This is a genomic window from Limnochorda sp. L945t (genome assembly GCF_035593305.1).
Classification (GTDB): domain Bacteria; phylum Bacillota; class Limnochordia; order Limnochordales; family Geochordaceae; genus Carboxydichorda; species Carboxydichorda subterranea.
Window position 1 is genome coordinate 2038740 of the sequence record NZ_CP141615.1, and the last position, 22585, is coordinate 2061324.

The following is a 22585-nucleotide window of genomic DNA, read 5'->3' on the forward strand; positions in this document are numbered from 1 at the left end:
CTTCTTTGGCTTTCGCAACCAGCTGCGTTGGACAAACAGCCGGGACAGCGATAACGACGGCCGCCGTCGGGGTGACGCCATCGGTCCGGGTTGGTCGGGAGGTGGAGGAACGTGCCCAAGGATCTGCACGTACTCCCCAAGGTTCGCGACGGCTGGACCTATCTCTACGTCGAACACGCCCGTATCGACCGCTCGGACCAGGCTATCGTCATCCACGACCAAGACGGGCGAGTCCCCGTTCCGTGCGCAACCCTTGCGTTACTGATGGTCGGGCCCGGTACGACGCTCACGCACGCGGCCGTCGTGGCCCTCTCGGACAACGGGTGCCTGGTCGCCTGGGTAGGCGAGTCCGGCATCCGCTTTTACGCTCAGGGGATGGGGGAAACCCGCAGCTCTGCTGCGCTTATCCATCAGGCGCGACTGGTGTCGGACCCCCAGCTGAGACTGCAGGTCGTCTTCCGGCTGTATCAGAAGCGGTTCGAGGAGCCTTTGTCTCCGGACCTTACGCTGCGGCAAATCCGTGGATTGGAAGGGGCCAGGGTCCGTGGCACGTACTCGCGGCTAAGCCAGCAATATGGTCTGGAATGGAAAGGCCGGTATTACGACCGCCAGCGGTGGATGCAGGCTGATCCCCTCAATCGGGCTTTGTCGGTCGCCAACAGTTGCCTCTATGGCGTGTGTCACGCGGCCATCGTGTCCATAGGCCTGTCTCCCGGTCTTGGGTTCATCCATACCGGCAAGATGCTCTCCTTCGTGTACGACGTTGCAGACCTCTACAAAACGGAGACGACCATCCCGGTCGCATTTGCAGAGGCGAGCAAAGGCACTGACCAATTGGAAACGCGGGTGCGCCGGGCGTGCCGGGATGTGTTTCACGAGCAGCATTTGCTGGGCCGTATCGTCTCAGACCTCGACGAGATCCTCGACTTACCCGACCAGAGGTCTACCGGCATCGAGACGGATGTCGACTCCGAGCCCGCCGCCCCGGGCGAGCTCTGGGATCCTGCGACGGGTGCCGTCCGGGGCGGCAGGAATTTCGCACAGGGCGAGGGGGAACACCCGTGACGGTGCTCATTCTCGAACGGGTCAAACCGGGACTGCGAGGCGAGCTTTCGCGATGGTTCCTCGAGGTCAAGGCAGGGGTGTTCGTCGGTACGGTATCGGCCATGGTTCGGGAGCGCCTGTGGAGCCGCATATGTAATGAGGCAGAAGAGCGTTACGGGTGCCTATTGGTGCATAATGCGGCCAACGAGCAAGGTTTCCGAATACGCTCCTATGGCATTCCGTCGAGACAAATCGTCGACTTCGACGGGCTTCAGCTCGTTCGGATCCCCACCGACTCTTGAGTCCGAACCCGCTACAGCCAAGGGCCCGTGCACTTAACCGGGTGTTTTCCCGGGGTGGCCTTGCCATCACACGGTTTGGTTAGTGTGCTCCCCACGCGTGTGGGGGTGGACCGAAGTCTGAGGACGCTGTGACACCTGAGGAGCGGTGCTCCCCACGCGTGTGGGGGTGGACCGCCTGAGTTCCAATGGTCACGCTGCCAGTCAGCGTGCTCCCCACGCGTGTGGGGGTGGACCGGTGCGGTGGGCGATCTCGGCCATCCGGATGGACGTGCTCCCCACGCGTGTGGGGGTGGACCGTCAGGGCGCAGATCACGGCGCCTCTGGAGCGCGTGCTCCCCACGCGTGTGGGGGTGGACCGCCGCATGATGCGACGCTCTTAAGGCCGCTTCGGTGCTCCCCACGCGTGTGGGGGTGGACCGAGGGCAACACCAAGTGCTGGACGTATGGCCGCGTGCTCCCCACGCGTGTGGGGGTGGACCGCCGGGTGCCCGCTGTGGGACGGCCCGCCAACGGTGCTCCCCACGCGTGTGGGGGTGGACCGCAACCGGCTTCCCGGCGACCTGGTCCCACTGAGTGCTCCCCACGCGTGTGGGGGTGGACCGCCTCCCGAGCGGGACTATGAGGAGTGCGGGATCGTGCTCCCCACGCGTGTGGGGGTGGACCGTCATGCTCGGCCATCCGGTTTATGAGGTCGTCGTGCTCCCCACGCGTGTGGGGGTGGACCGCGCAGGGCGCCTGGGGAAAGCCGGACGCCAGGGTGCTCCCCACGCGTGTGGGGGTGGACCGTCTGCCGACGAGAGAGCACCGCCCCAGTCTCGGTGCTCCCCACGCGTGTGGGGGTGGACCGTCTGCCGACGAGAGAGCACCGCCCCAGTCTCGGTGCTCCCCACGCGTGTGGGGGTGGACCGGGTGAGGGTGCCCTGGTTACGGGCGTCGAGCAAGTGCTCCCCACGCGTGTGGGGGTGGACCGGACTTCCACCTGACGCTTCTGGCCAAGAACGCGTGCTCCCCACGCGTGTGGGGGTGGACCGGACAGCGGGAGATTGTGGTGGCGATGGGGGGAGTGCTCCCCACGCGTGTGGGGGTGGACCGCTTCTTGCGAAGCCGAGAGAGCCCATCGGCCAGTGCTCCCCACGCGTGTGGGGGTGGACCGGAGACGCCCGAGCCGGTCGCCCCCGTCCCGTCGTGCTCCCCACGCGTGTGGGGGTGGACCGCGAAGCGGTACGGGCGCCGGGTGCTCATCCGAGTGCTCCCCACGCGTGTGGGGGTGGACCGGCCGACCCCGCCCAAGCGGCGAGCGTCATCGCGTGCTCCCCACGCGTGTGGGGGTGGACCGGCTGGCACGCCTTATCGGCCTCCTTTGGAGGTAGTGCTCCCCACGCGTGTGGGGGTGGACCGCCAAAGCCAGCGGCGGCTACCTTGAAGGCATCGTGCTCCCCACGCGTGTGGGGGTGGACCGGGCCGATGGGCTGGTCAGCCCTTCGAGCTGCTCGTGCTCCCCACGCGTGTGGGGGTGGACCGTAGATGGAGATTATTGGCATGGCACGCCAGTGGTGCTCCCCACGCGTGTGGGGGTGGACCGCAAAGGCCATGCTGCGACCGTGCCGGAAGACCGTGCTCCCCACGCGTGTGGGGGTGGACCGTAGGCGGGCCGATCTTGCTCGACGAGCCGGGCGTGCTCCCCACGCGTGTGGGGGTGGACCGCAGATTCCGCTCGTGGCTATCCTCGCGTGGACGTGCTCCCCACGCGTGTGGGGGTGGACCAGCTGGGGCCGCGGGCGCGCGAACCTCGCGCGAGTGCTCCCCACGCGTGTGGGGGTGGACCGTACCCGGTGCCAGGAACAGGCGGCCGCAGGTTCGTGCTCCCCACGCGTGTGGGGGTGGACCGGCGGACGCCTCGGACGTAGAGGCACTCTTCTCGTGCTCCCCACGCGTGTGGGGGTGGACCGGGAAAAAGGCCCCTGGTGCCGAACCGGATTTTCGTGCTCCCCACGCGTGTGGGGGTGGACCGCCAGAGAGGCGGCGGTGTGAACTTCGTTAGCCGTGCTCCCCACGCGTGTGGGGGTGGACCGCGCAAGTGGCTGTTCGTGAGGCTGCCTGGCTACGTGCTGCCCACGCGTGTGGGGGTGGACCGGGCAAGCGCGTGGTGGATCTGGCGTGGAGCTTCGTGCTCCCCACGCGTGTGGGGGTGGACCGTAGACCACCTCATGCGTGTTCGTGAGCCTGTCGTGCTCCCCACGCGTGTGGGGGTGGACCGCGGGCGAGCGTGTTGAGCATGTCGGCCCACGCGTGCTCCCCACGCGTGTGGGGGTGGACCGCTCGGGATCAAGGCTACGCTGGCGGCGGAGGGCGTGCTCCCCACGCGTGTGGGGGTGGACCGGAAGTATGTCGAGTGGCGTAACGCTGTGTTCAGGTGCTCCCCACGCGTGTGGGGGTGGACCGACGAGCCGAGCCGAGGGACCGACGCCTTTTGCGTGCTCCCCACGCGTGTGGGGGTGGACCGGCGACGAGCGACCGTTACGCGGCATGGGCCGACGTGCTCCCCACGCGTGTGGGGGTGGACCGAAGGCCGCCCGACGTGGGGCGGCCCGAGATTCGTGCTCCCCACGCGTGTGGGGGTGGACCGCTGCTCGGCAAGACAGATGTGCCGAGCGGCGGGTGCTCCCCACGCGTGTGGGGGTGGACCGGCAGCCTGTTGATGGTAGGGCCTCCCGGCGTCGTGCTCCCCACGCGTGTGGGGGTGGACCGTTCGTGGCGTCGGGCCGACCCGCCGGCAAGCGGTGCTCCCCACGCGTGTGGGGGTGGACCGAGTACGACGTTTCAGGTTTCGGTCCAGACGCGGTGCTCCCCACGCGTGTGGGGGTGGACCGTGGCGATGGGTGCTGCTCGATGGGTTCGACGACGTGCTCCCCACGCGTGTGGGGGTGGACCGGAACAGGCCGAAGCGTTGGCGGAGCGACGACGTGCTCCCCACGCGTGTGGGGGTGGACCGCTCATGGCCGCCTTGTACCGGTCGACGACGGCGTGCTCCCCACGCGTGTGGGGGTGGACCGGTAGCTCAGCCGTACAAGACAAGGGTGTTCTTCGTGCTCCCCACGCGTGTGGAGGTGGACCGAAAGATGCAGGAGCAGCTGGAGCGGGAGATCTCGTGCTCCCCACGCGTGTGGGGGTGGACCGCCCTCCAGGCTCGCCCGCACCGCCATTGCAATCGTGCTCCCCACGCGTGTGGGGGTGGACCGCAGCCCTGGGTGTTCTACCTCGACCCGGACGGGTGCTCCCCACGCGTGTGGGGGTGGACCGCCGATGCCAGCACACCTGCAGCCCATTCTCCCGTGCTCCCCACGCGTGTGGGGGTGGACCGACCCGCGGCACCTGGCGACCGCTCACCTGGGACGTGCTCCCCACGCGTGTGGGGGTGGACCGATGGAGGAGCTCCGGGGCGTGCGCAAGTCGGCGTGCTCCCCACGCGTGTGGGGGTGGACCGCGTGGCGCCGCCATAAGAGCTGCCTGCGACACGTGCTCCCCACGCGTGTGGGGGTGGACCGGTGCAGATCGTCGGCGGGCGCCTCACACTCTACCGTGCTCCCCACGCGTGTGGGGGTGGACCGTGCAGCGGGCCGAAGCGGAGCGGGCCGCCTCCGTGCTCCCCACGCGTGTGGGGGTGGACCGTTTACGGCAGCCCTGTGCGCGGCGGCGGACAAGTGCTCCCCACGCGTGTGGGGGTGGACCGAAGAGTCGGGATATCAGGTGTCACTTGCTTCAGTGCTCCCCACGCGTGTGGGGGTGGACCGGAGGCAAAGGCCGCATGACCGACCTCCATCCCGTGCTCCCCACGCGTGTGGGGGTGGACCGTAATGCAGCTGCGGTACGTGCTTCGACATGACGTGCTCCCCACGCGTCTGGGGGTGGACCGCGGGCACCGAACTCCTGCGTGGCGAGCGCCAGGTGCTCCCCACGCGTGTGGGGGTGGACCGATCCGCCAGAAGTGCGAGGACATGATCGAATTCGTCCTCCCCACGCGTGTGGGGGTGGACCGTCGCCAATGTGGAGTACCTCCTGGACGCCCGCGTGCTCCCCACGCGTGTGGGGGTGGACCGTAGACATGCTGGAGAGGCCCAGGCTCGAGGCCGTGCTCCCCACGCGTGTGTGGGGGGGGGGGGGGGGGGGGGGGGGGGCGAGTGGGTCAGGCGCCGGGTCGAGCGCGAGGGCGTGCTCCCCACGCGTGTGTGGGGGGGGCTCTACCACGAGCCGTGGGGCCGCGAGTACTCCCCACGCGTATGGGAGTGGACCGAGTGACAGCTGGCCTTCCGATAGGCCGGAAACAGTGTTTCCCACGTGTGTGGGGCCGACCGAAACACGAGAGCACCTCAAGGAGCACTGACCCGGTCAGGCGAATCAGCCTGGCACGGAGGGCCGTTACCGGAGGTACCGGGAATGTCGGTCGCTATCGTTCATCCGGGATTGCTCGCACTATGGGCTAAGACGGGACACCCCTATCATCATCTGGCGGGACACTTGCTGGACACCGCTGCGGTCACGTTTGCTGTGCTGCAGCGAGAACCAGTTACGACGCGTCGCATGTACGCCACTGCCCTGGGCTTGGACGAGGAGGCCGCTCTACGCCTCCTCGCTGCGGTAGCAGGTGCCCATGACTTGGGCAAAGCCAGCCCGGTTTTCCAGGCCCAGTGGGAAGAGGGCAGGGCACGAGCACAAGCCGCAGGCTTTCTCTTTACGACTCGCAAGTCTGCCGGCTCTGAATGGGTAGCTCACGGAGTACTCACCGAGGCGTTTTTCCGGCGGTTGCTCCAAGAGCGGGGGTTCGCGCCGAGACTGGCCAGAAGCATTGCCCGAGCGGTTGCTGCGCACCACGGTTTCCTCGCTACCAAGAGCGAACTCGTCCTCACACAGGACCCGGACGTGGTCGGCACCGGATATTGGGAAGTAGCTCGACGAGAGCTCATCGAGCTTCTTTTCCGTACCTTGCACGTACAGAGCCCGCCGTCAACGGTTACTCTCGACGATGCCACGTCCGTGGCGATCATGGCTTTAGCCAGTTTTTCCGACTGGGTCGCGTCCGACCCAAGCTTCTTCCAGTGGGGCCGAAAGCTCGAGGATCCTTGCGAATACTGGCAGGAGGCCCTTCGACTCGCAGATCGGGCTCTCACCGAAATAGGTTGGCGACCTAGAACGCCCTTGCTTGACGAACGTGTGCGGTTCGACCGCATCTTCGCGTTCCCTCCCAATCCGCTCCAACGCGCCATCGCTCAGGCAGTGACAGGACTGGGACAGCCCACCTTGTTGCTGATAGAGACTCCCATGGGTACGGGTAAGACCGAGGCCGCCCTATACGCCCACACCGAACTGCAGCAGGTGCTGGGGCATCGCGGGCTTTACGTCGCGCTCCCTACCATGGCAACGGGCAACGGGATGTTCGCTCGGCTCAAGGACTTTTTGCAGCGCATGGGGCCTCGCGCAACGCCGTTCGACCTGCAACTCCAGCACGGCACCGCCTTTCTCAACCCCCAATACCGGGCCATCCAGCCATACGAGGTAGGGGACGTCCAGCGGGACCCGGAGGCTGCAGTCGTTGCACGGACGTGGTTCAGCGCAAGAAAACGCGCGATGCTGTCCGAATATGGGGTTGGTACCGTGGATCAGGCACTCCTGGGCGTCCTGCGCGTGCGCCATCACTTCGTGCGGCTCTGGGGGCTGGCCAATCGTACCGTTGTCCTCGACGAGGTACACGCCTACGATGCATATACCTCGGGGCTCGTCGAGACGTTGCTCCGGTGGCTGAAGACTCTAGGCTCTTCCGCTATCGTGATGAGTGCCACGCTACCAAGATCCCGGCGCAACGCGATCCTCAAGGCGTATGCGGTCGAACCTCCTCACGAGGACGTCCCATATCCTCGAATCACCATCGCTCAGGGTACCGAGGCACGCTCCCTGCAGGTACTGGGGCTTCCGTCAAGGGCTCTGGCGGTTGGGTCTGCTCCGCGAGACCTGCGGGAGCTGGCCCCCCGCCTGCTGGATGAGGTTCGAGACGGAGGATGTCTGGCTTGCATCGTCAACACCGTGGATCGGGCCCAGCGTCTTTATCAGGCCTTGGGCCCGGGAGAGGCCATCGAGGACCAGGGTATCCGGCTGGGCAAACAGGTCGCCGGGATCCCTGTCTACCTCCTGCATGCCCGTTACCCTGCCGCAGAGCGCCAAAAGCGCGAAGAGTTCCTCATTCGGTGCTTCGGAAAGGAGGGCTATGCGACAGGGACGAGGCCCCACCGGGCCGTTCTCGTCGCCACGCAAGTGGTCGAGCAGAGCCTCGACCTGGACTTCGACGCGATGGTGACCGACCTTGCTCCCATGGATCTAGTGCTGCAGCGTGCGGGGAGGCTTCACCGGTTCGACCTCGCGGCCCTGTCGAAGTACCTTGGCGGGGCGATGGGCTGGTCTCGACCTGCCGCTCACGCCAGCCCACGTCTGTGGGTGGCCGGGCTGGCCGAAGCGCCTCCTGACCTGGAGTCCGAACACTGGGACAAGGTCTACGCTCCGTATGTCTTGCTGATGAGCTGGTGGGCCCTTCGCAGAGCGCAGATAGTGCGCATCCCCGAAGACCTGGAGGCTCTCGTGGAGCAGGTCTATGACGCCCCCATTCCTGGGAACCTTCCACCCGACATGGCCGCCTGGTTCGAGGAGGCTCGCTCTCTGTGCGAGCGGCAACAAAGCGACCAACGGGCCTGGGCTCACCACTCGGCTATCAGCAACCCCAGCGAACTCCTGGCGGACGTACCTACGGACATCCTGGCTCTGTCTGACCTGGATGACGACGAGGAAACCCCGGTCAGCCAGACGCCGCTTACCAGGTACGGGGAGCCCTCGGTGATGGTGATACCCCTCCACAGGGTGGGCAACCGCCTTGCTCTCGATGCTGCCGGCGTGAGCCCGGCACAAACGGATGAGGTACCGGAGAACGAGCAAGCTCTGAGGCTTTTCTTGCGGTCGGTCAGGCTCGGCCGGCCGGAAGTCTATCGGGCACTCGTGAAGACTCAACCACCTGCCGGCTGGGCGAGACATCCTCTGCTGCGTCGCATGCGGGTACTCGAGCTCCTGGATGGCAGGGCGAGGATCGGCCGCACGGTCGTACGGCTCGATCCGGAGCTCGGCGTTGTCTACGAACCATGAGGTCCCCTCGTGAAGGGGGTGGCCCGTATTTGTGGGCGGCCCGCTGCCGAGGTCGCCTGATTCCCCACTCCGTGGGGGCGGTCTACATAAATACTTCGTTCTCTGGCTTGACCGCTCCCAGGCCTGCCTGTAGAATGAGACCGTATTCTTCTTCTCCCAATGAGTGGTAAGCTCAGCAAAGCCTCTTTGCATAAGTGGGGGAGGCAAGTCGGTGCCTCACTTCAACCTGCTGACAGAGCCTTGGATCCCGGTCAGGGACCTCCACGAACAACTCCTGCACGTAGGCCTTCGTGACGCTCTCCTGCACGCTCATCGCCTGCGCCGGATCGAAGACCCGTCTCCCCTGGCCGAGGCTGCATTTTACCGCCTGCTGTTCGCAGTCGGGCATCGAGCTCTGAAGGGGCCCCGCAGCCTCGAGGAATCCGTTGAGCTCTTCTATCAGGGCCACCTTCCGGAGGCGCCGTTCGAAGATTACTTCGAAGCCTTTGCCGACCGCTTCGACCTCTTCCACCCGGAGTTCCCGTTCTTCCAGGTAGCGGACCTTCCAACCGACCAACCTCTTCCGTGGACGAAGCTGCTTCCCGAGCTGTCATCCGGAAACAACCCCACCCTCTTCGACCACACGCTCGACAGCGCACCTCCGCCGGCCGCCCCGGCCGACGCAGCCCGGGCTTTAGTGATTCACCAGGCCTTCACGCCAGGCGGGCTCATCAAGAGGATGGGCGTGACCTCGGGCAAGGCGGCGCCGCTCGCAACTTCGGCCGTCTTCCTCCCGTTCGGGCAAACCCTCTTCGAGACGCTCCTCCTGGGCATGCCCCCATACGACCCCTTCGGTGACGTTCCCATCTGGGAGGGTCCACCTTACCGCGCCCGTGATGTGGAGGGCCACCGGACAGAAGCAAGCGTGCAGGGTCGCACGAGAGTCTACACGTGGCTCTCAAGGTCCGTACGGTTGCTGCCGGAGTCCGATGCTGTGGTACGCTATGTCGCCTACGGCCCCGGGGTGCTACCGGTACAAGACAAGCCCTACTGGGATCCCATGTGCGCCTACTCCAAGGACGACGCAGGCCAGGAAAGGCCTGTGCGCTTGAGTCGGGATCGAGCCTTCTGGCGAGATTTCGAGTCCCTCCTTCCGGGGGACACCCACAGAGTGCCCAACGTACTCGAGCAGGCACGCGGCCTTCTGCTCGAGACGGACCGTCTTGCACTGCTGGTGCCTGTGTCGGTACTGGGCCAGGTAACGGACCAAGCTAAGGTGCTTTCGACACGGCGGGAGACTTACCCGTTTCCCTTGCAGGCCCTCGATGCACACGCCGCAGCGGCCATTCGGAAGGCGGTCAGCGTGGCCAACGAAAGCGGTAGCCAATTGCGGGCCGCGGGCTATGTGCTGGCCCGGGCCCTTCTCTCTCCCGCGGGTCGTGAGCCTCCGGCGGAGGAAGTGAGCCGTTTGCTCCACAGTCTCCCCCTCATGTCGTCGTATTGGTCCTCCCTGGAAACGGCGTTTTCGGCCTACCTCGACGACGTGGCCCACAAAGGGGTGGATGAAGCGTACGATGCGTGGATCGACCGCATTTCGAAGACCATGTGGCTTGCCTGGGAGCAGACCGTGCGGACGGTCGGCACGCATTCGAGGCACCTCAGGGCGATCGAGGCTGGAGAGCGTCGGTGCGTCGGAGCCTTTGCCGCATTGAAAGGGAGGTGATCAGGTGGTCGCCACCAAAGCGGAAGAGTTCGTCCGTTTCCTTGAAGGACTGGCCAGTAACAGGGGCCCTCTTGCAGCTTTAAGGCGCAGCTTGGCCTTCCATCCCGGGTCGTTCGTGCCCTCCTATCCCTATGTGGAGCCGTTCGTGCGCGACTACGAAGGCTGGCAGAGGGAAGCGTATTACCTCGTGGCAGGTCTTTTCGCGCTGCATCCCTTCAGCGGCTCGAAGACCCTGCCGGAGGCCATGGCAGAGTTACGCATCACGCGCAAGAGCGCGAGCATCGAGGCTCGTTTCGTTGCCCTGCTGGACTCCGATCGCGACCAGCTTCCCGACCGGCTCCGCCACGCCGTGATCCTGGTTACCCGCTCGCAGAACATGGCCCTGGACTGGGTACGTTTATTGACAGACGTGGTGGAGTGGTTTCGACCCGACCGGAAGATTCAGAGGGAGTGGGCCAGGGCCTTCTACCGGGCCATGGGCACGCAGCCAACCCCAGCGGAGGAGGCAGTGAAGGTATGAACCTGGTCGAGATTCACATCATTCAAAACGTAGCCCCATCCAACCTCAACCGCGACGATACGGGCAGTCCGAAAGACGCGTTCTTTGGCGGAGTGCGCCGTGCCCGGCTCAGCAGCCAGTCGCAGAAGCGTGCCGTGCGCGACTACTTCAAAGCAACCCTTTCCCACGGAACGCTACAGCCAGACGACCTCGCATTGCGTACCAAGCGCCTGGTGGACGAGCTCACGGACCGCCTCGAAGTCCAAGGCCATTCCCGAGACGAGGCCCGGCGAGTCGCAAAGGCGGCTCTCGGCGGAATGGGACTTGCGGTCGACGACAGGGAGCTGACCCAGTACCTCCTTTTCATGGGCCGGCGAGAGATATCCCGGCTCGCCGATATCATCCACGGTCATTGGCAGGTTCTCACCGAAGTCGCTGCGAGCTCTGAGGCCGGCGATGGCCAGGCCAAGGCCAAGAAGAAGGCGGCCAAGGCCGCCGTCCCCTCCGACCTCCACAAGGCATTGGAGACAATCCTCGACGGCGGCAAGGCCGTCGATCTGGCGCTGTTCGGGCGCATGCTGGCAGACGAGCCCAAGTGGAGCATAGACGCGGCTGCCCAGGTGGCCCACGCCCTCTCTACCCATCAGGTCGACCGCGAGTTCGACTTCTACACGGCAGTGGACGACCTCAATCCCAAGGAGGAGACCGGCGCCGGCATGATGGGGGATGTCGAGTTCTATTCCGCCTGCCTTTATCGTTACGCCAACGTGGACCTGGGCCAGCTGGTGCAGAGCCTCCAGGGCGACAGGGAACTTGCGGCCAAGGGCGTTGAGGCCTTCCTGCGAGGGTTCACGCTCACTTTGCCCTCCGGCAAGCAAAACAGTTTCGCCGCCCATAACTTACCGGGGTTCGTGGCTCTTGTGACGTCCGAAGCGGCTGCGCCGCGCAACCTCGCCGGTGCCTTCGAGAAACCAGTGCGGGCCCGGGATCGCCGGAGCCTCTCGGGTTTGTCGGTGGAAGCTCTCCTCTCGACATGGGAGACCCTCGACCGGGCCTATGGACGTGCCCGGCGCCAGTGGGTCGCCTTGCTCAACCTGACGGATGCAACGGTGAGCTACCACGGGGAGCACGTGAAACCCAGCTTCGACGAAGCCCTCACAGCAGCGATGGACGGAGTGAGGACGCTGCTGGAGGTGAAATAGGTGCCCACGTTACTCCTGCGACTCCAGGGGCCCATGCAATCCTGGGGAACACGCAGCCGCTTCGATGAACGTGACACTGCCCTGGAGCCCTCCAAGAGCGGGGTGCTCGGGTTGGTATCCGCTGCCCTCGGGCGGGGGCGCGATGAGGACATCTCTGATCTGGCAGCCCTACGAATGGGTGTCCGCGTAGACCGCGAGGGTGCGCTACGCTACGACTACCAGACGGCCCAGGAGGTCCTGCGAGCCGACGGGGCCGGTCTCCAGCCTACCGTGCAGAGCCGACGGTACTACCTTTCCGATGCCGCCTTCCTGGTGGGACTCGAAGGCCCGGACCGGCCCTTGTTGGAAGCCGTCTACCAGAGCCTGCGCGCCCCACGCTGGACCCTTTTCCTCGGCAGGAAAGGGTACCTGCCCTCTGCCCCTGTGTGGCTTCCTGACGCGCTCGTGGACGCGCACCTGGACGAAGCGCTACGGCGTTACCCGCCGCTGGTCGAGGACCTGCCCGAAGTGATCCGCTTCGTGATCGAGTCAAGCAGCGGCCGGCTCTGCATGGACCAGCCACTCGCACCCTTCGCACGCCGTCGGTTTGGGGCCCGGTACGTCAGCAGTTTCACTCATCGACGCGAAGAGGTGGGACCGTGTACCTCTCCAAGCTGTGCTTGAATCCGCGCCATCCCCTGGCGCGGCGCGATATCTCCAACCCGTACGAGATGCACTCCACTCTCTCCTGGGTGTTCGAGGAGTGCGAGGTCAGGCGGTTCCTCTGGCGCCTGGAGCGCGGGCGGGATCCTACGAGGCCGACCCTCTTGCTCCAAAGTATCGCCCTACCGCCCTGGGACCGGCTCCAGGCGAGAGACGGCTACTCTGGCTACCTGCGCGAGGAACCTCAGACCAAGAGGTTCGTTCTGCCCGAGCGCGTACAGGCGGGACAGGTGTTCCGGTTCCGCCTCCAGGCCAACGCGACCGTTACTCGCGGCGGGAAACGGTACGGGTTGAGAAGCGAACGAGACCAGATTGCCTGGCTCGAACGCCAGGGTGAGCATCATGGGTTCAGGCTGCTCTATTATGAGGCAGGAGCAGGCACCAGGATTCCCAGTTGTCAGGTCACGTCGGCGGAGCGCCGGGCTTTTCGCAAGCGCCGGCAAGACCCACCCATCGTTTTGTGGTCGGTGACGTATGACGGTTACCTCCAGGTTACCGACCCGAGAGGTCTCCAACAGGCACTGGTCAACGGCCTCGGACACGGCAAGGCCCTGGGCCTGGGGTTACTCTCTATCGCCCCCGCCTGAGCTGAGCCGTCTGCCGACGGACTCTGTCTGGGAATGCATGGTGGCGGGCGAGCACCCGCCTGACCTCCGCCACCCAGCGGGGCCCGCATTGGTGCGGGCGCCGCCGAGGGCTGTGATAGCCACAGCCTCACCCCTCTTGCCGGCCTGGAGCCCCCTCCTGAAGTGGCCCTCGTCGGTCCTCCCGATCGCGCCCCGCCGCCCGGCACTCGGGGCAGTAGCCGGTGAAGTGGAGCGAATGGTCCACCACCCGGAAACCCGTCTCCGCCTCGATCCGCCGCTCGAGCGGCTCGAGCAGGTCCTCCTTGAACTCGAAGATCCGGCCGCAGCCGAGGCAGATCAGGTGGTGGTGGTAGTGACCCTTTTCGAGCCCGAACTCGAACCGGTCCTCCTCTTCGCCCACGTTGAGCCGGTTGGCCACGCCCGCCTGCTCCAGCAGCGGCAGCGTCCGGTAGACGGTGGCGAGCCCCAGGTCCGGATGCGCCCGCCGGGCGTTCTCGTACAGCTCGAGCGCGCTGAAGTGGCGGTCCGGATGCGCCGCCAGCACCTCCACCACCGCCAGCCGTTGCGGCGTCACCCGCACCCCCGATGCCTCGAGCCTGCGCCGGGCAGCCTGCACCCGCCCCTCCGCTCCGGAGCCCCCGGGCGTCTGCCCGTGGCGCCGTCGCGGCAGCCGCGCCGCCCCGGTGCCTCCCGGCTGCGCTCGAGCAGGGTCACGAGGAGGAAGTCCCAGGCTCTCCCAGCTCCCGCCTCATCAACTCGCCGACCGTCTTGGGGTTGGCCTTGCCTTTCGAGAGCTTCATGACCTGGCCCACCAGGAACCCGGCCGCCTGCGCCTTGCCCGCGCGGTAAGAAGCCACGGCGTCAGGATTGGCCTCGATGGCCTGCCGCACCCAGGCGAGCAGCTGCGCTTCGTCGCCGACCTGCTCCAGCCCCCGGGCCCGCACGATCTCCTCGGGAGCGCGGCCGCTCTTGAAACTCTCCTCCAGCACCTCTTTCCCGACGTTGGCGGAGATCCGCCCGGCCGAGACCAGGCGCAGCACCTCGACGAGGTGCTCCACCCACTCGGGGCGCCCGGCGAGCACCCCCGGCTCCTCGCCGGAGGCGCCCAGGATCCGCAGCACCTCGCCCATCACCCAGTTGCTCACGGTCTTGCCGTCTTTCCACCGCGACGCCGCCTGCTCGAAGAAGCCGGCCAGCGCCGGGTGCTGGCAGATGACCCAGGCGTCGTAGGCGGGCAGCTGCCACTGCTCCATGAGCCGCCGGCGCCGGGCCGCGGGGAGCTCCGGCAGGCTCTGGCGCACCCGCTCCACGTACGCTTCGTCCAGCGCCAGCGGCGGGATGTCCGGCTCGGGGAAGTAGCGGTAGTCCTGCACCGTCTCTTTGCTGCGCATGGGGATGGTGGTACCGCTCGCCTCGTCCCATCCCCGGGTCTCCTGGACGATCCGGCCCCCGTCCTCCAGGACGGCCGCTTGCCGGTAAGCTTCGTAGCGCAGCGCCCGCTCGACGGCCCGCAGCGAGTTGATGTTTTTCACCTCGGTCTTGGTGCCGAGGCGAGTCTCGCCGGGCCGGCGCAGCGAGATGTTGGCGTCGCAGCGGAGCGACCCTTCTTCCATCTTGACGTCGGAGACGCCGAGGTACTGCATGACGCTGCGCAGCTCCTCGAGGAAAAGGCGCGCCTCCTCGGGCGTGCGCAGGTCGGGTTGGGTCACGATCTCGATGAGGGGCACGCCGCTCCGGTTGTAGTCGACCAGCGAGTAGCGGCTCCCGGCGATGGTGGCCGTCGAGTGCACCAGCTTGCCGGTCTCCTCCTCCAGGTGCACCCGGATGATGCCGACGCGCCGCGTCCTCCCCCCGACCTCCACCTCGAGGTAGCCGTCCCGGCACAGCGGCAGGTCGTACTGCGAGATCTGGTACGCCTTGGGCAGGTCGGGATAGAAGTAGTTTTTGCGGTCGAACTTGGCGTACGGCGCGATCCGGCAGTGGAGCGCCAGCCCCGCCCGCACCGCGTACTCCACCGCCTTTTCGTTGAGCACCGGCAGGCTCCCGGGAAGCCCCAGGCAGACGGGGCAAACCTGCGTGTTGGGCGGCGCTCCGAAGCGCGTGCTGCACCCGCAGTAGATCTTGGACTCGGTCGCGAGCTCCACGTGGATCTCGAGGCCGATGACCGCCTCCCACCCCGGCGGCACGCTCGGGGCGGCCTGCGCCTGCGCCGTCGCCTGGGCCGGCATCTGGGCCTTCATCGTGCATCCCCCACCGCTACCCGGGGCCTTGCTCCCCGTACGCCGCTGGTCTCTTCCACCGCCCGGGCGACGCGCAGGATCTGCGGCTCCCCGAAAGCGGGCCCGATCACCTGCAGCCCGATGGGCAGGCCCTGCGACGAGAAGCCGCACGGCACCGAGACGCCCGGCAGCCCCGCCAGGTTGACGCTGAGCGTGTAGATGTCGGTCAGGTACATCTGCAGGGGGTCCTCCACCTTCTCCCCCATGCGAAACGCCACCGTCGGCGCCACCGGGGTGATCAGGGCGTCGACCCTGGCGAACGCCGCCTCGAAGTCGCGCCGGATGAGCGTGCGCACCTTCTGCGCCTTGAGGTAAAACGCCTCGTAGTACCCGGCGCTCAAGGCGTACGTACCGAGCATGATGCGCCGTTTCACCTCGGGGCCGAACCCCTCTCGCCGGGTCTTGGAGAACTGCTGGACGATGTCGTCGCCCGGCACCCGCAGCCCGTAGCGCACCCCGTCGTAGCGGGCCAGGTTGGAACTCGCCTCCGAGGGGGCAATGATGTAGTAGACGGGCAGCGCGTACGCGAGGTGCGGGATGCGCACCTCGACGATCTGGGCCCCTTCCCTCTCCAGGCGCCGGACGGCGCCCATGACCGCCTCCCGCACCTCGCCGTCGAGCCCTTCGCCGAAGTAGTCGGGCGAAAGGCCCAGCCGCAGCCCCTTCACGCCCTCTTCGAGGGTGCGGAGCACGGGCTCGGGGGGCCGGGGCGCCGACGTGGAGTCCAGGGGATCATGCCCGGCGATGGCTTCGTAGACCAGCGCGGCGTCCTCCACCGTCCGGGCCAGCGGGCCGACCTGGTCGAGCGAGGAGGCGAAGGCGATGAGCCCGTACCGGGAGACCGACCCGTAGGTCGGCTTGAGGCCCACGACCCCGCAATAGGCCGCCGGCAGCCGCACGGAGCCCCCCGTGTCGGAGCCGAGTGAAAAGACCGCCTCTCCTGCGGCCACCGCCGCCGCCGACCCCCCGCTCGAGCCGCCCGGCACCCGGCTCAGGTCCCACGGGTTGCGGGTGACGCCCAGGGCGGAGTTTTCGGTCGACGAGCCCATGGCGAACTCGTCCATGTTGACCTTGCCCAGCATGACCGCCCCGCGCTCGTCGAGGCGCCGGACGGCCGTCGCACTGTACGGCGGCACGAATTGCTCCAGCATCTTCGAGCCGCACGTCGTGCGCACGCCGGCCGTGCACAGGACGTCCTTGCACGCCCACGGGATCCCGAGCAGCAGCTCGGGCCCGCCGGCCGAGCTCTGCAAGCCGGAGGGGCTCGAGGCGGTCTGCGAGCGAGGCTCCTGCCGCAGCCGCCGCAGCTGCTCGTCGGCAGCGCCGGCCTGGGCCAGCGCCCGGTCGGCGACCACGGTCAGATAAGCGCCGACCGACGGGTCGACCCGCTCGATCTGGCGCAGGTGCGCTTCGGCCAGCTCCCGGGCCGTGACCTCGCCCCGGCGGAGCAGCCCGGCGAGCTCCCGGATACTGGCGAAGACCAGCGACGATGGATCGGCCATGGATGCGTACTACCCTTCTTCGATGATGCGGGGCACCCGGAACATGTCCTGCTCCGGCTCGGGCGCGTTGGCCAGGACCTTCTCCCGGGGCATCGACGGCCGCACCGCGTCCGGCCGCATGACGTTCTGCAGCGGGAGCGGGTAGAAGGTCGGGTCGACCCCTTCGGTGTCGAGCTCCCCGAGGCGAGCCGCGGCGCTCAGGATGTCGCCCAGCTGCCGGGCGTAGCGCTCCACCTCTTCGTCCGTCAGCTCGAGCCTCGCAAGACGCGCCACGTGGCGCACCTCTTCCGGCGTGATGCCAGCCATGTCTCGGCCTTTCCCGCCTTTCGCTACCGCTCGGGGAGCATGCGGTAGAAGCTCTCCTCGTCGAGCACCTGCACCCCGAGCTCCCGGGCCTTGTCGAGCTTGGAGCCGGGGGACTCCCCTGCGATGACGTAGTCCGTCTTCTTGCTCACCGAGTCGCTCACCTGGGCGCCCAGCGACTGGAGCAGCTGCTGCACTTCCCGGCGCGAGTACCGGGAGAGCGTGCCCGTCACCACCACCCGCTTGCCGAGGAAAGGCGACGCCACCGCCGCAGGCGGCGCCTCCCGCCGCGCCTGGGTGATGGCCACGCCCAGCTGCTCGAGCTCGGCGACGAGCTCCTGGTTGCGGGGTTCGTCGAAGAACTCCCGGATGCTCCTCGCCACCACCTCGCCCACGTCGGGCACTTCCATCAGTTGTTCGACGGAGGCCCGGGCAACGGCGTGGATGTCGCCGAAGTGCTCGGCCACGTCATGGGCCGTCCCCTCGCCGACGTGGCGGATGCCGAGCGCGTACAAAAGGCGCTCCAGCCCCCGCGTCTTGCTCGCCTGGATGGCCTCGACGACGTTGCGGGCCGACTTGGGGCCCATCCTTTCCAGGCCGGCGAGCTGGGTCTCGGTGAGGCGGTAGAGGTCGGCCGGGCTCCTGACGAGCTCCTTTTCGACGAGCTGCGTGACCAGCGCCGGGCCGACCCCCTCGATGTCCATGGCGTCGCGGGAGGCGAAGTGGATGAGGCCCTCGACGAGCTGCGCCCGGCACCGGCGGTTGACGCAGCGCCACACCGCCTCGCCCTCGGGGCGCACCACTCTGGCGCCGCAGACCGGGCACGTCTCGGGGAAAGTGTAGGGTACCTCTTCGCCGGTGCGGCGCTCCTTGAGCACTTCCACGACCTCGGGGATGATCTCGCCCGCCTTCTGCACCGCCACCCAGTCGCCCACCCGCACGTCCAGCTTGCGGATGATGTCCTCGTTGTGCAGCCCGGCCCGGGAGACGGTGGTGCCGCCGAGCCGCACCGGGTCGAGCACCGCCACCGGCGTGAGCGCCCCCGTGCGGCCGACGTTGACCTCGATGGCCCGTACCCTGGTGATGGCCCGCTCCGCCGGGTACTTGTAGGCGATGGCCCAGCGGGGGCTCTTGGCCGTGAAGCCCAGGCGCTCCTGCTGGTCGATGCGGTCGACCTTGATGACGATGCCGTCGGTCTCGTAGTCGAGCTGGTGGCGCCGCTCGGCCCAGTGCTCGATGAAGCCGATCACCTCGTCGAGGCTGTCGCAGCGGCGGTTGTTGGGGTTGGTCCGCAGGCCCAGCTCCTTGAGCAGCTGCAGGCGCTCCCAGTGGGTCGAGGGCACGTCGATGCCCTCCAGCGTGCCGACCTGGTAACAAAAGATGTTGAGCGGACGGGAAGCGGTGACCCGGGGGTCGAGCTGGCGTACCGAGCCGGCGGCGGCGTTGCGCGGGTTGGCGAAAAGGGGCTCACCCCGCCGCTCCCGCTCCTCGTTGAGCCGGGCGAACTCGCTCTTGATCATGTAGACTTCGCCGCGCACGTCGAGGCGCACCGGGGCGCTGGCGCGTAGGCGCAGCGGAATGCTCTTGATGGTGCGCAGGTTTTGGGTAATGTCCTCGCCGGTGACGCCGTCGCCGCGGGTGGCGCCCCGGGCGAAGCGGCCCTGTTCGTACTCGAGCGAGACGGCGAGGCCGTCGATCTTGAGTTCGGCCACGTACTGGACGCTCTCGCCGGGAAGCAGGCGGCGGATGCGGGCGTCCCAGGCGCGAAGTTCCTCGAGGGAGTAGACGTTGTCGAGGCTGAGCATGGGCGTGCGATGGCGCACCGTGCCGAACTCCGGCAGCGGCGCCCCTCCCACCCGCTGGGTCGGGGAGTCGGGCGACTGCAGCGTCGGGTAGCGCTGCTCGAGCTCGACCAGCTCCCGCATGAGCGCGTCATACTCGGCGTCGGAGATCTCGGGGGCGTCGAGCACGTAGTAGCGGTAGTTGTGGTGCTCGATGGCCCGGCGAAGCTGGTCGACCCGCCGCCGGACCTCCTCGGGCACCGCCGCCGGTGCCGCCGGCGGCGTCGACGCCGGCGCCGCCCGGCCGTCAGGAGGCTCGACGGGCTGCGTGGTCGTCCGGTTGCGTGCCATGCTCTCCTGCTGCTCCTCCCCGCCCATGCCCTCGCATGTCCCCCTGCGGGGACGCATACACCTTTTCCCGGCCGGAAGCCCGGGGATCGGCCATCCCCATACCAGCGACGAGGAGCATGGGAGCGACCGTGTCGATTCGGCGGCGGCAAGGGTTTCAGAGTCTGCGATGGCCTTCCCCCGCCACGCTCCTGGTGCTCCTCACGGCCGTGGCCGCGTTGGCCCTCACGCTTGCGCCCGACACGCCCGGGGCGCTCCTGCCCCAAAGCGTCGTCGACCGGCCGCTGGTCACCACCACGCCCATCCGGGGCTCCTTCCCGGTGCGCTACGTGCAGGACCCCCGCCAGGGCCCCCCCGTCTCCGCGGAAGCGGCGCTACTGCTGGAGGTCTCCACCGGCACCGTCCTTTATGCCAAGGACGAGCACCAGCGGCGGGCGCCGGCCAGCACTACCAAGATTATCACAGCGCTGCTCGCGATCGAATCGGGCCGCCTCCAAGACGCCGTGACCGTCTCCCGGCGGGCGGCGGGCGTGACGGGGTCGTCCGCGTACCTCTCCACCGGCGAGCGCTACACGCTCGAGGAACTCCTCCACGGCCTCATGTTGCCCTCGGGCAACGACGCCGCCGTGGCCATCGCCGAACACGTCGGCGGCAGCGTCTCCGGCTTCGCCGCCATGATGAACCGGCGTGCCCGCGAGCTGGGCGCGTACGACTCCCACTTCGTCAACCCCCACGGGCTCGACGACCCCCAGCACCACACCTCGGCGTACGATCTGGCGCTCTTTGCGAAGACGGCCATGCAGTACCCCACGTTTGCGGCCGTGGTCGGGCGGCGGGCGTACACGGCGCTGTCGCAGCAAAAGACGTGGCACAACACCAACCGGTTGTTGTGGAGCTTCGAGGGCGCCACGGGCATCAAGACGGGCACCACCTCGCGGGCCGGTAACTGCCTGGTGGCGGCGGCGTCACGGGAAGGGATGCAGCTCATCAGCGTGGTGCTCGGAAGCTCCGACCGCTGGGCCGACAGCGCCCGCCTGCTCGAGTACGGCTTTTCGGCCTTTGCGGTCGTGGAACTGGCCCGCCGGGGCGACGTGGTGGCGGAGGTGCCCGTGGCCGGCGCCTCGTCCGACCTCGTGGTGCGCGTCATGGCCGCCGACCGGCTCGCCGTCACCGTGCCGATCCGGCAGGTGAAAGACGTGCGAGGGGTCGTGCGGTTGCGCCAGCTCTTCGCGCCCGTGGGGGCCGGACAGCCCGTCGGAGAGCTGGAGGGTTACCTGGCCGACCAGCCCTTCGCCCGCATCCCCCTCGTCGCCGGCGAGCCGGTCCCGCGCCTTCCCTGGTGGCGCCGCATCTTCTGAGCCGCTGCTCCGGCGACCCCGGCGGCCGGCGTATCCCCCAGGAAGGGTCGTTCCTACCTGTCTAGGGTCCCAAGACTAAAGACCTATGCGCATGTAACATTCCTCTCGATCCCATGGCGCTCCTTGTCTGGTCTGGAGGAAGCTTACTGAAACTGTCGAATCGTACCAACGTCCGGGGTAGGGGGTGGGTAGGATATCGACCAACAGCCCGAGCCACGCATCTTAGCCTGCTGGACAGCCAGGCCCGGTACCGTCGGAAGCTCCGGGGCGAAGGCTGCGCGGGCATCGCCGCAGGGCAGTCGAGCCTTCACTCGCTCTCGTCTCGCACACTCCTGCCGCGTCGGCAGGTGACGGTGCGCTCGCACCAGTGGACTCGCCGTGCGGGATTCTCCTTCCCTCGCCTTACCTCGGCATGGGGGGCTACCGGCCGAAGGGAGGCCTGCGGCGGTGCAGGAAGCGTCAGAGTCGCGCGCATCCGCGGCGTTCGGACGGCGGGCTACGGCGGTTACCAGGGTTGTCCCGTTTCGGTGCCTTGCCGGCTCCACCCGGGAAGCGATGGCGCGTGCGCTGGAGCCCAGGGAGTTGTCGGCGCGCGAGCGACTGTTCACCCAGGGGATCCGGGCCGACGCCCTGTACCTGGTCGACTCCGGGCTGGCCCAGCTGATTCGCGAGGAGTCGCCGGGCGAGCTTCGAGTCGCCGGCCTGGTGGGCCCCGGTTGGGTGCTCGCAGCGGGCGAGGTGATGGACGGCCTTCCCTATCGTACGAGCTGCCGTTCGGTGGGACAGGCCCTCGTGTGGAGGCTCGAGCGGCGGGTGGTACTGGAGCTGGTGGAGCGCGATCCGCGGCTGCGGCTGGCGCTCGCCCTGCTCTCCGGTCGCTCTCCGCACGGGGCCCCGGCCACGCCGGGCTTGCTCCCGGACGTCGCCGCCGACCCGGCACGTGAGGCGCAACGGGTCGCCGGAGCGGTCCTGCACCTGGCTCGGGTCGCCGGCAAACTCGACGGGTCCGGCCTGCTGCTGTTGCCGGCAGGCCCGGAGGATCTGGCCTGTCTCGCAGGCGCCAGCGCCGCCGTGGTGCACGAAGCCCTGGCTCGACTCGAGCGCCGGAAGGTGCTGGTCGCCCGAGACCCGGCGGGCCTGCGGTTCGATCCAGCACGGCTGGCAGAAGCGGAGACAGAGCAGCAACCCCCATGAGGGATGGGAGGAGGCGTTGAAGCCGCTCGGGATTCAAACTCGATGCCTCAGAAGAGTTGGAGCCTCTGAGCTCGTGATAGTTCGAAAGGAGGGCTTCTCGTGAGCCTGTTGCGGAACCGCTGGCGGAAGGTGCTCAAGTCCCTTCGAAACGACAAAGGCTTCACGCTGATGGAGCTCATGGTGGTCGTCGCCATCATCGCCATCTTGGCCACCGGTGGGTTTGTGGCATACGACCAGTTCGTTCAGCGGGCGGTGAACAGCTCCGCACAGCAGTTTGCGGCCGCACTCCGTACCGCGGTACAGTTTTACGAACTGGAGAACAACGCGAGCCCTGCCGATGCCTCAAAGGCGACCACCACGAAGAACCTCTCTGAGGTTGGGCTGGATACAGCGGAGTTGACCCTGTTACCCAGTGACGGCTCTGTTGGAACCAAAGCCGGCTTCTGGGTAAACTGCCCTTCCGAAAACGATACGACCTGGAAAGTCACCGCTGTGCGAAGTGGCCGTACAAGTACCGAGGTCACGGTGACAACGGGCATTAAGCCGCCCTCAGGTGCCTGTAGTCAGGACTAGCGCTCTCTAACTGCCGCAGATGTGAAGTTT

Annotated in this window: 16 protein-coding genes, 1 pseudogene and 1 CRISPR repeat array; of the genes and pseudogenes, 12 read left to right on the forward strand and 5 right to left on the reverse strand. The window is 67.5% G+C overall.

Features of this window, described 5'->3' with window-relative positions:
• Positions 1–111 precede the first annotated feature (111 nt).
• The 9 genes and pseudogenes from cas1e (at position 112) to cas6e (ending at position 13217) form a co-directional block, all read left to right on the forward strand.
• Positions 112–1065: a type I-E CRISPR-associated endonuclease Cas1e gene (gene cas1e, locus U7230_RS09515; RefSeq protein ID WP_324715606.1), complete on the forward strand. Its 954-nt coding sequence runs from the start codon at positions 112–114 to the stop codon at positions 1063–1065.
• Positions 1062–1346 carry a type I-E CRISPR-associated endoribonuclease Cas2e gene (cas2e, locus tag U7230_RS09520; protein ID WP_324715607.1) on the forward strand — a complete coding sequence of 95 codons (285 nt, stop codon included), beginning with the start codon at positions 1062–1064 and terminating at the stop codon, positions 1344–1346. The genes cas1e and cas2e overlap by 4 nt, the downstream gene beginning before the upstream one ends.
• Positions 1347–1430: 84 nt before the next feature.
• Positions 1431–5637: a CRISPR direct-repeat array (repeat unit 29 nt; unit sequence GTGCTCCCCACGCGTGTGGGGGTGGACCG).
• 143 nt (positions 5638–5780) lie between these two features.
• Positions 5781–6425: pseudogene (locus U7230_RS15510) on the forward strand (CRISPR-associated endonuclease Cas3''); the annotation flags it as partial.
• A gap of 114 nt (positions 6426–6539) precedes the next feature.
• Entirely contained in the window at positions 6540–8525 is a 1986-nt protein-coding gene (gene cas3 / locus U7230_RS09525) for a CRISPR-associated helicase Cas3' (protein ID WP_324715608.1), read from the forward strand.
• A 211-nt stretch (positions 8526–8736) separates the two neighbouring features.
• Positions 8737–10227 (forward strand): type I-E CRISPR-associated protein Cse1/CasA, encoded by a 1491-nt coding sequence (gene casA, locus U7230_RS09530; protein ID WP_324715609.1) that lies wholly within the window; start codon positions 8737–8739, stop codon positions 10225–10227.
• Between the two features lie 4 nt (positions 10228–10231).
• Positions 10232–10747, forward strand: coding sequence for a type I-E CRISPR-associated protein Cse2/CasB (casB, locus tag U7230_RS09535; RefSeq protein ID WP_324715610.1), 516 nt, complete (start codon positions 10232–10234; stop codon positions 10745–10747).
• Positions 10744–11928: a type I-E CRISPR-associated protein Cas7/Cse4/CasC gene (cas7e, locus tag U7230_RS09540; protein ID WP_324715611.1), complete on the forward strand. Its 1185-nt coding sequence runs from the start codon at positions 10744–10746 to the stop codon at positions 11926–11928. Before casB ends, cas7e begins: the two co-directional genes overlap by 4 nt.
• Positions 11929–12591, forward strand: coding sequence for a type I-E CRISPR-associated protein Cas5/CasD (gene cas5e / locus U7230_RS09545; RefSeq protein ID WP_324715612.1), 663 nt, complete (start codon positions 11929–11931; stop codon positions 12589–12591). It abuts the gene before it with no gap.
• Positions 12567–13217, forward strand: a complete 651-nt coding sequence (gene cas6e / locus U7230_RS09550; RefSeq protein ID WP_324715613.1) for a type I-E CRISPR-associated protein Cas6/Cse3/CasE — start codon at positions 12567–12569, stop codon at positions 13215–13217. The genes cas5e and cas6e overlap by 25 nt, the downstream gene beginning before the upstream one ends.
• A 127-nt stretch (positions 13218–13344) precedes the next feature.
• On the opposite strand, the gene U7230_RS09555 is transcribed toward cas6e, so the two are convergent.
• The 5 genes from U7230_RS09555 to ligA form a co-directional block, all read right to left on the reverse strand.
• Positions 13345–13833, reverse strand: coding sequence for a Fur family transcriptional regulator (locus U7230_RS09555; RefSeq protein WP_324715614.1), 489 nt, complete (start codon positions 13831–13833; stop codon positions 13345–13347).
• 94 nt (positions 13834–13927) lie between these two features.
• On the reverse strand, positions 13928–15445 hold the full coding sequence (gene gatB, locus U7230_RS09560; protein ID WP_404980657.1) for an Asp-tRNA(Asn)/Glu-tRNA(Gln) amidotransferase subunit GatB: 1518 nt from the start codon (positions 15443–15445) through the stop codon (positions 13928–13930).
• 8 nt (positions 15446–15453) lie between these two features.
• On the reverse strand, positions 15454–16998 hold the full coding sequence (gene gatA / locus U7230_RS09565; protein WP_324715616.1) for an Asp-tRNA(Asn)/Glu-tRNA(Gln) amidotransferase subunit GatA: 1545 nt from the start codon (positions 16996–16998) through the stop codon (positions 15454–15456).
• Between the two features lie 9 nt (positions 16999–17007).
• Complete coding sequence (gene gatC / locus U7230_RS09570; RefSeq protein WP_324715617.1) at positions 17008–17304, reverse strand: Asp-tRNA(Asn)/Glu-tRNA(Gln) amidotransferase subunit GatC; 297 nt, start codon at positions 17302–17304, stop codon at positions 17008–17010.
• A gap of 23 nt (positions 17305–17327) precedes the next feature.
• Positions 17328–19433 carry an NAD-dependent DNA ligase LigA gene (ligA, locus tag U7230_RS09575; protein ID WP_324715618.1) on the reverse strand — a complete coding sequence of 702 codons (2106 nt, stop codon included), beginning with the start codon at positions 19431–19433 and terminating at the stop codon, positions 17328–17330.
• Between the two features lie 128 nt (positions 19434–19561).
• Between ligA and U7230_RS09580 the strand changes: the two genes are divergently transcribed.
• The 3 genes from U7230_RS09580 (at position 19562) to U7230_RS09590 (ending at position 22555) form a co-directional block, all read left to right on the forward strand.
• The gene (locus tag U7230_RS09580) at positions 19562–20788 is read left to right on the forward strand and encodes a D-alanyl-D-alanine carboxypeptidase family protein (RefSeq protein WP_324715619.1); all 1227 of its coding nucleotides are present in this window, start codon (positions 19562–19564) and stop codon (positions 20786–20788) included.
• Positions 20789–21235: 447 nt separating this feature from the next.
• Positions 21236–21982, forward strand: coding sequence for a Crp/Fnr family transcriptional regulator (locus U7230_RS09585; RefSeq protein ID WP_324715620.1), 747 nt, complete (start codon positions 21236–21238; stop codon positions 21980–21982).
• A gap of 99 nt (positions 21983–22081) precedes the next feature.
• Positions 22082–22555 carry a type II secretion system protein gene (locus tag U7230_RS09590; RefSeq protein ID WP_324715621.1) on the forward strand — a complete coding sequence of 158 codons (474 nt, stop codon included), beginning with the start codon at positions 22082–22084 and terminating at the stop codon, positions 22553–22555.
• Positions 22556–22585: the final 30 nt, after the last annotated feature.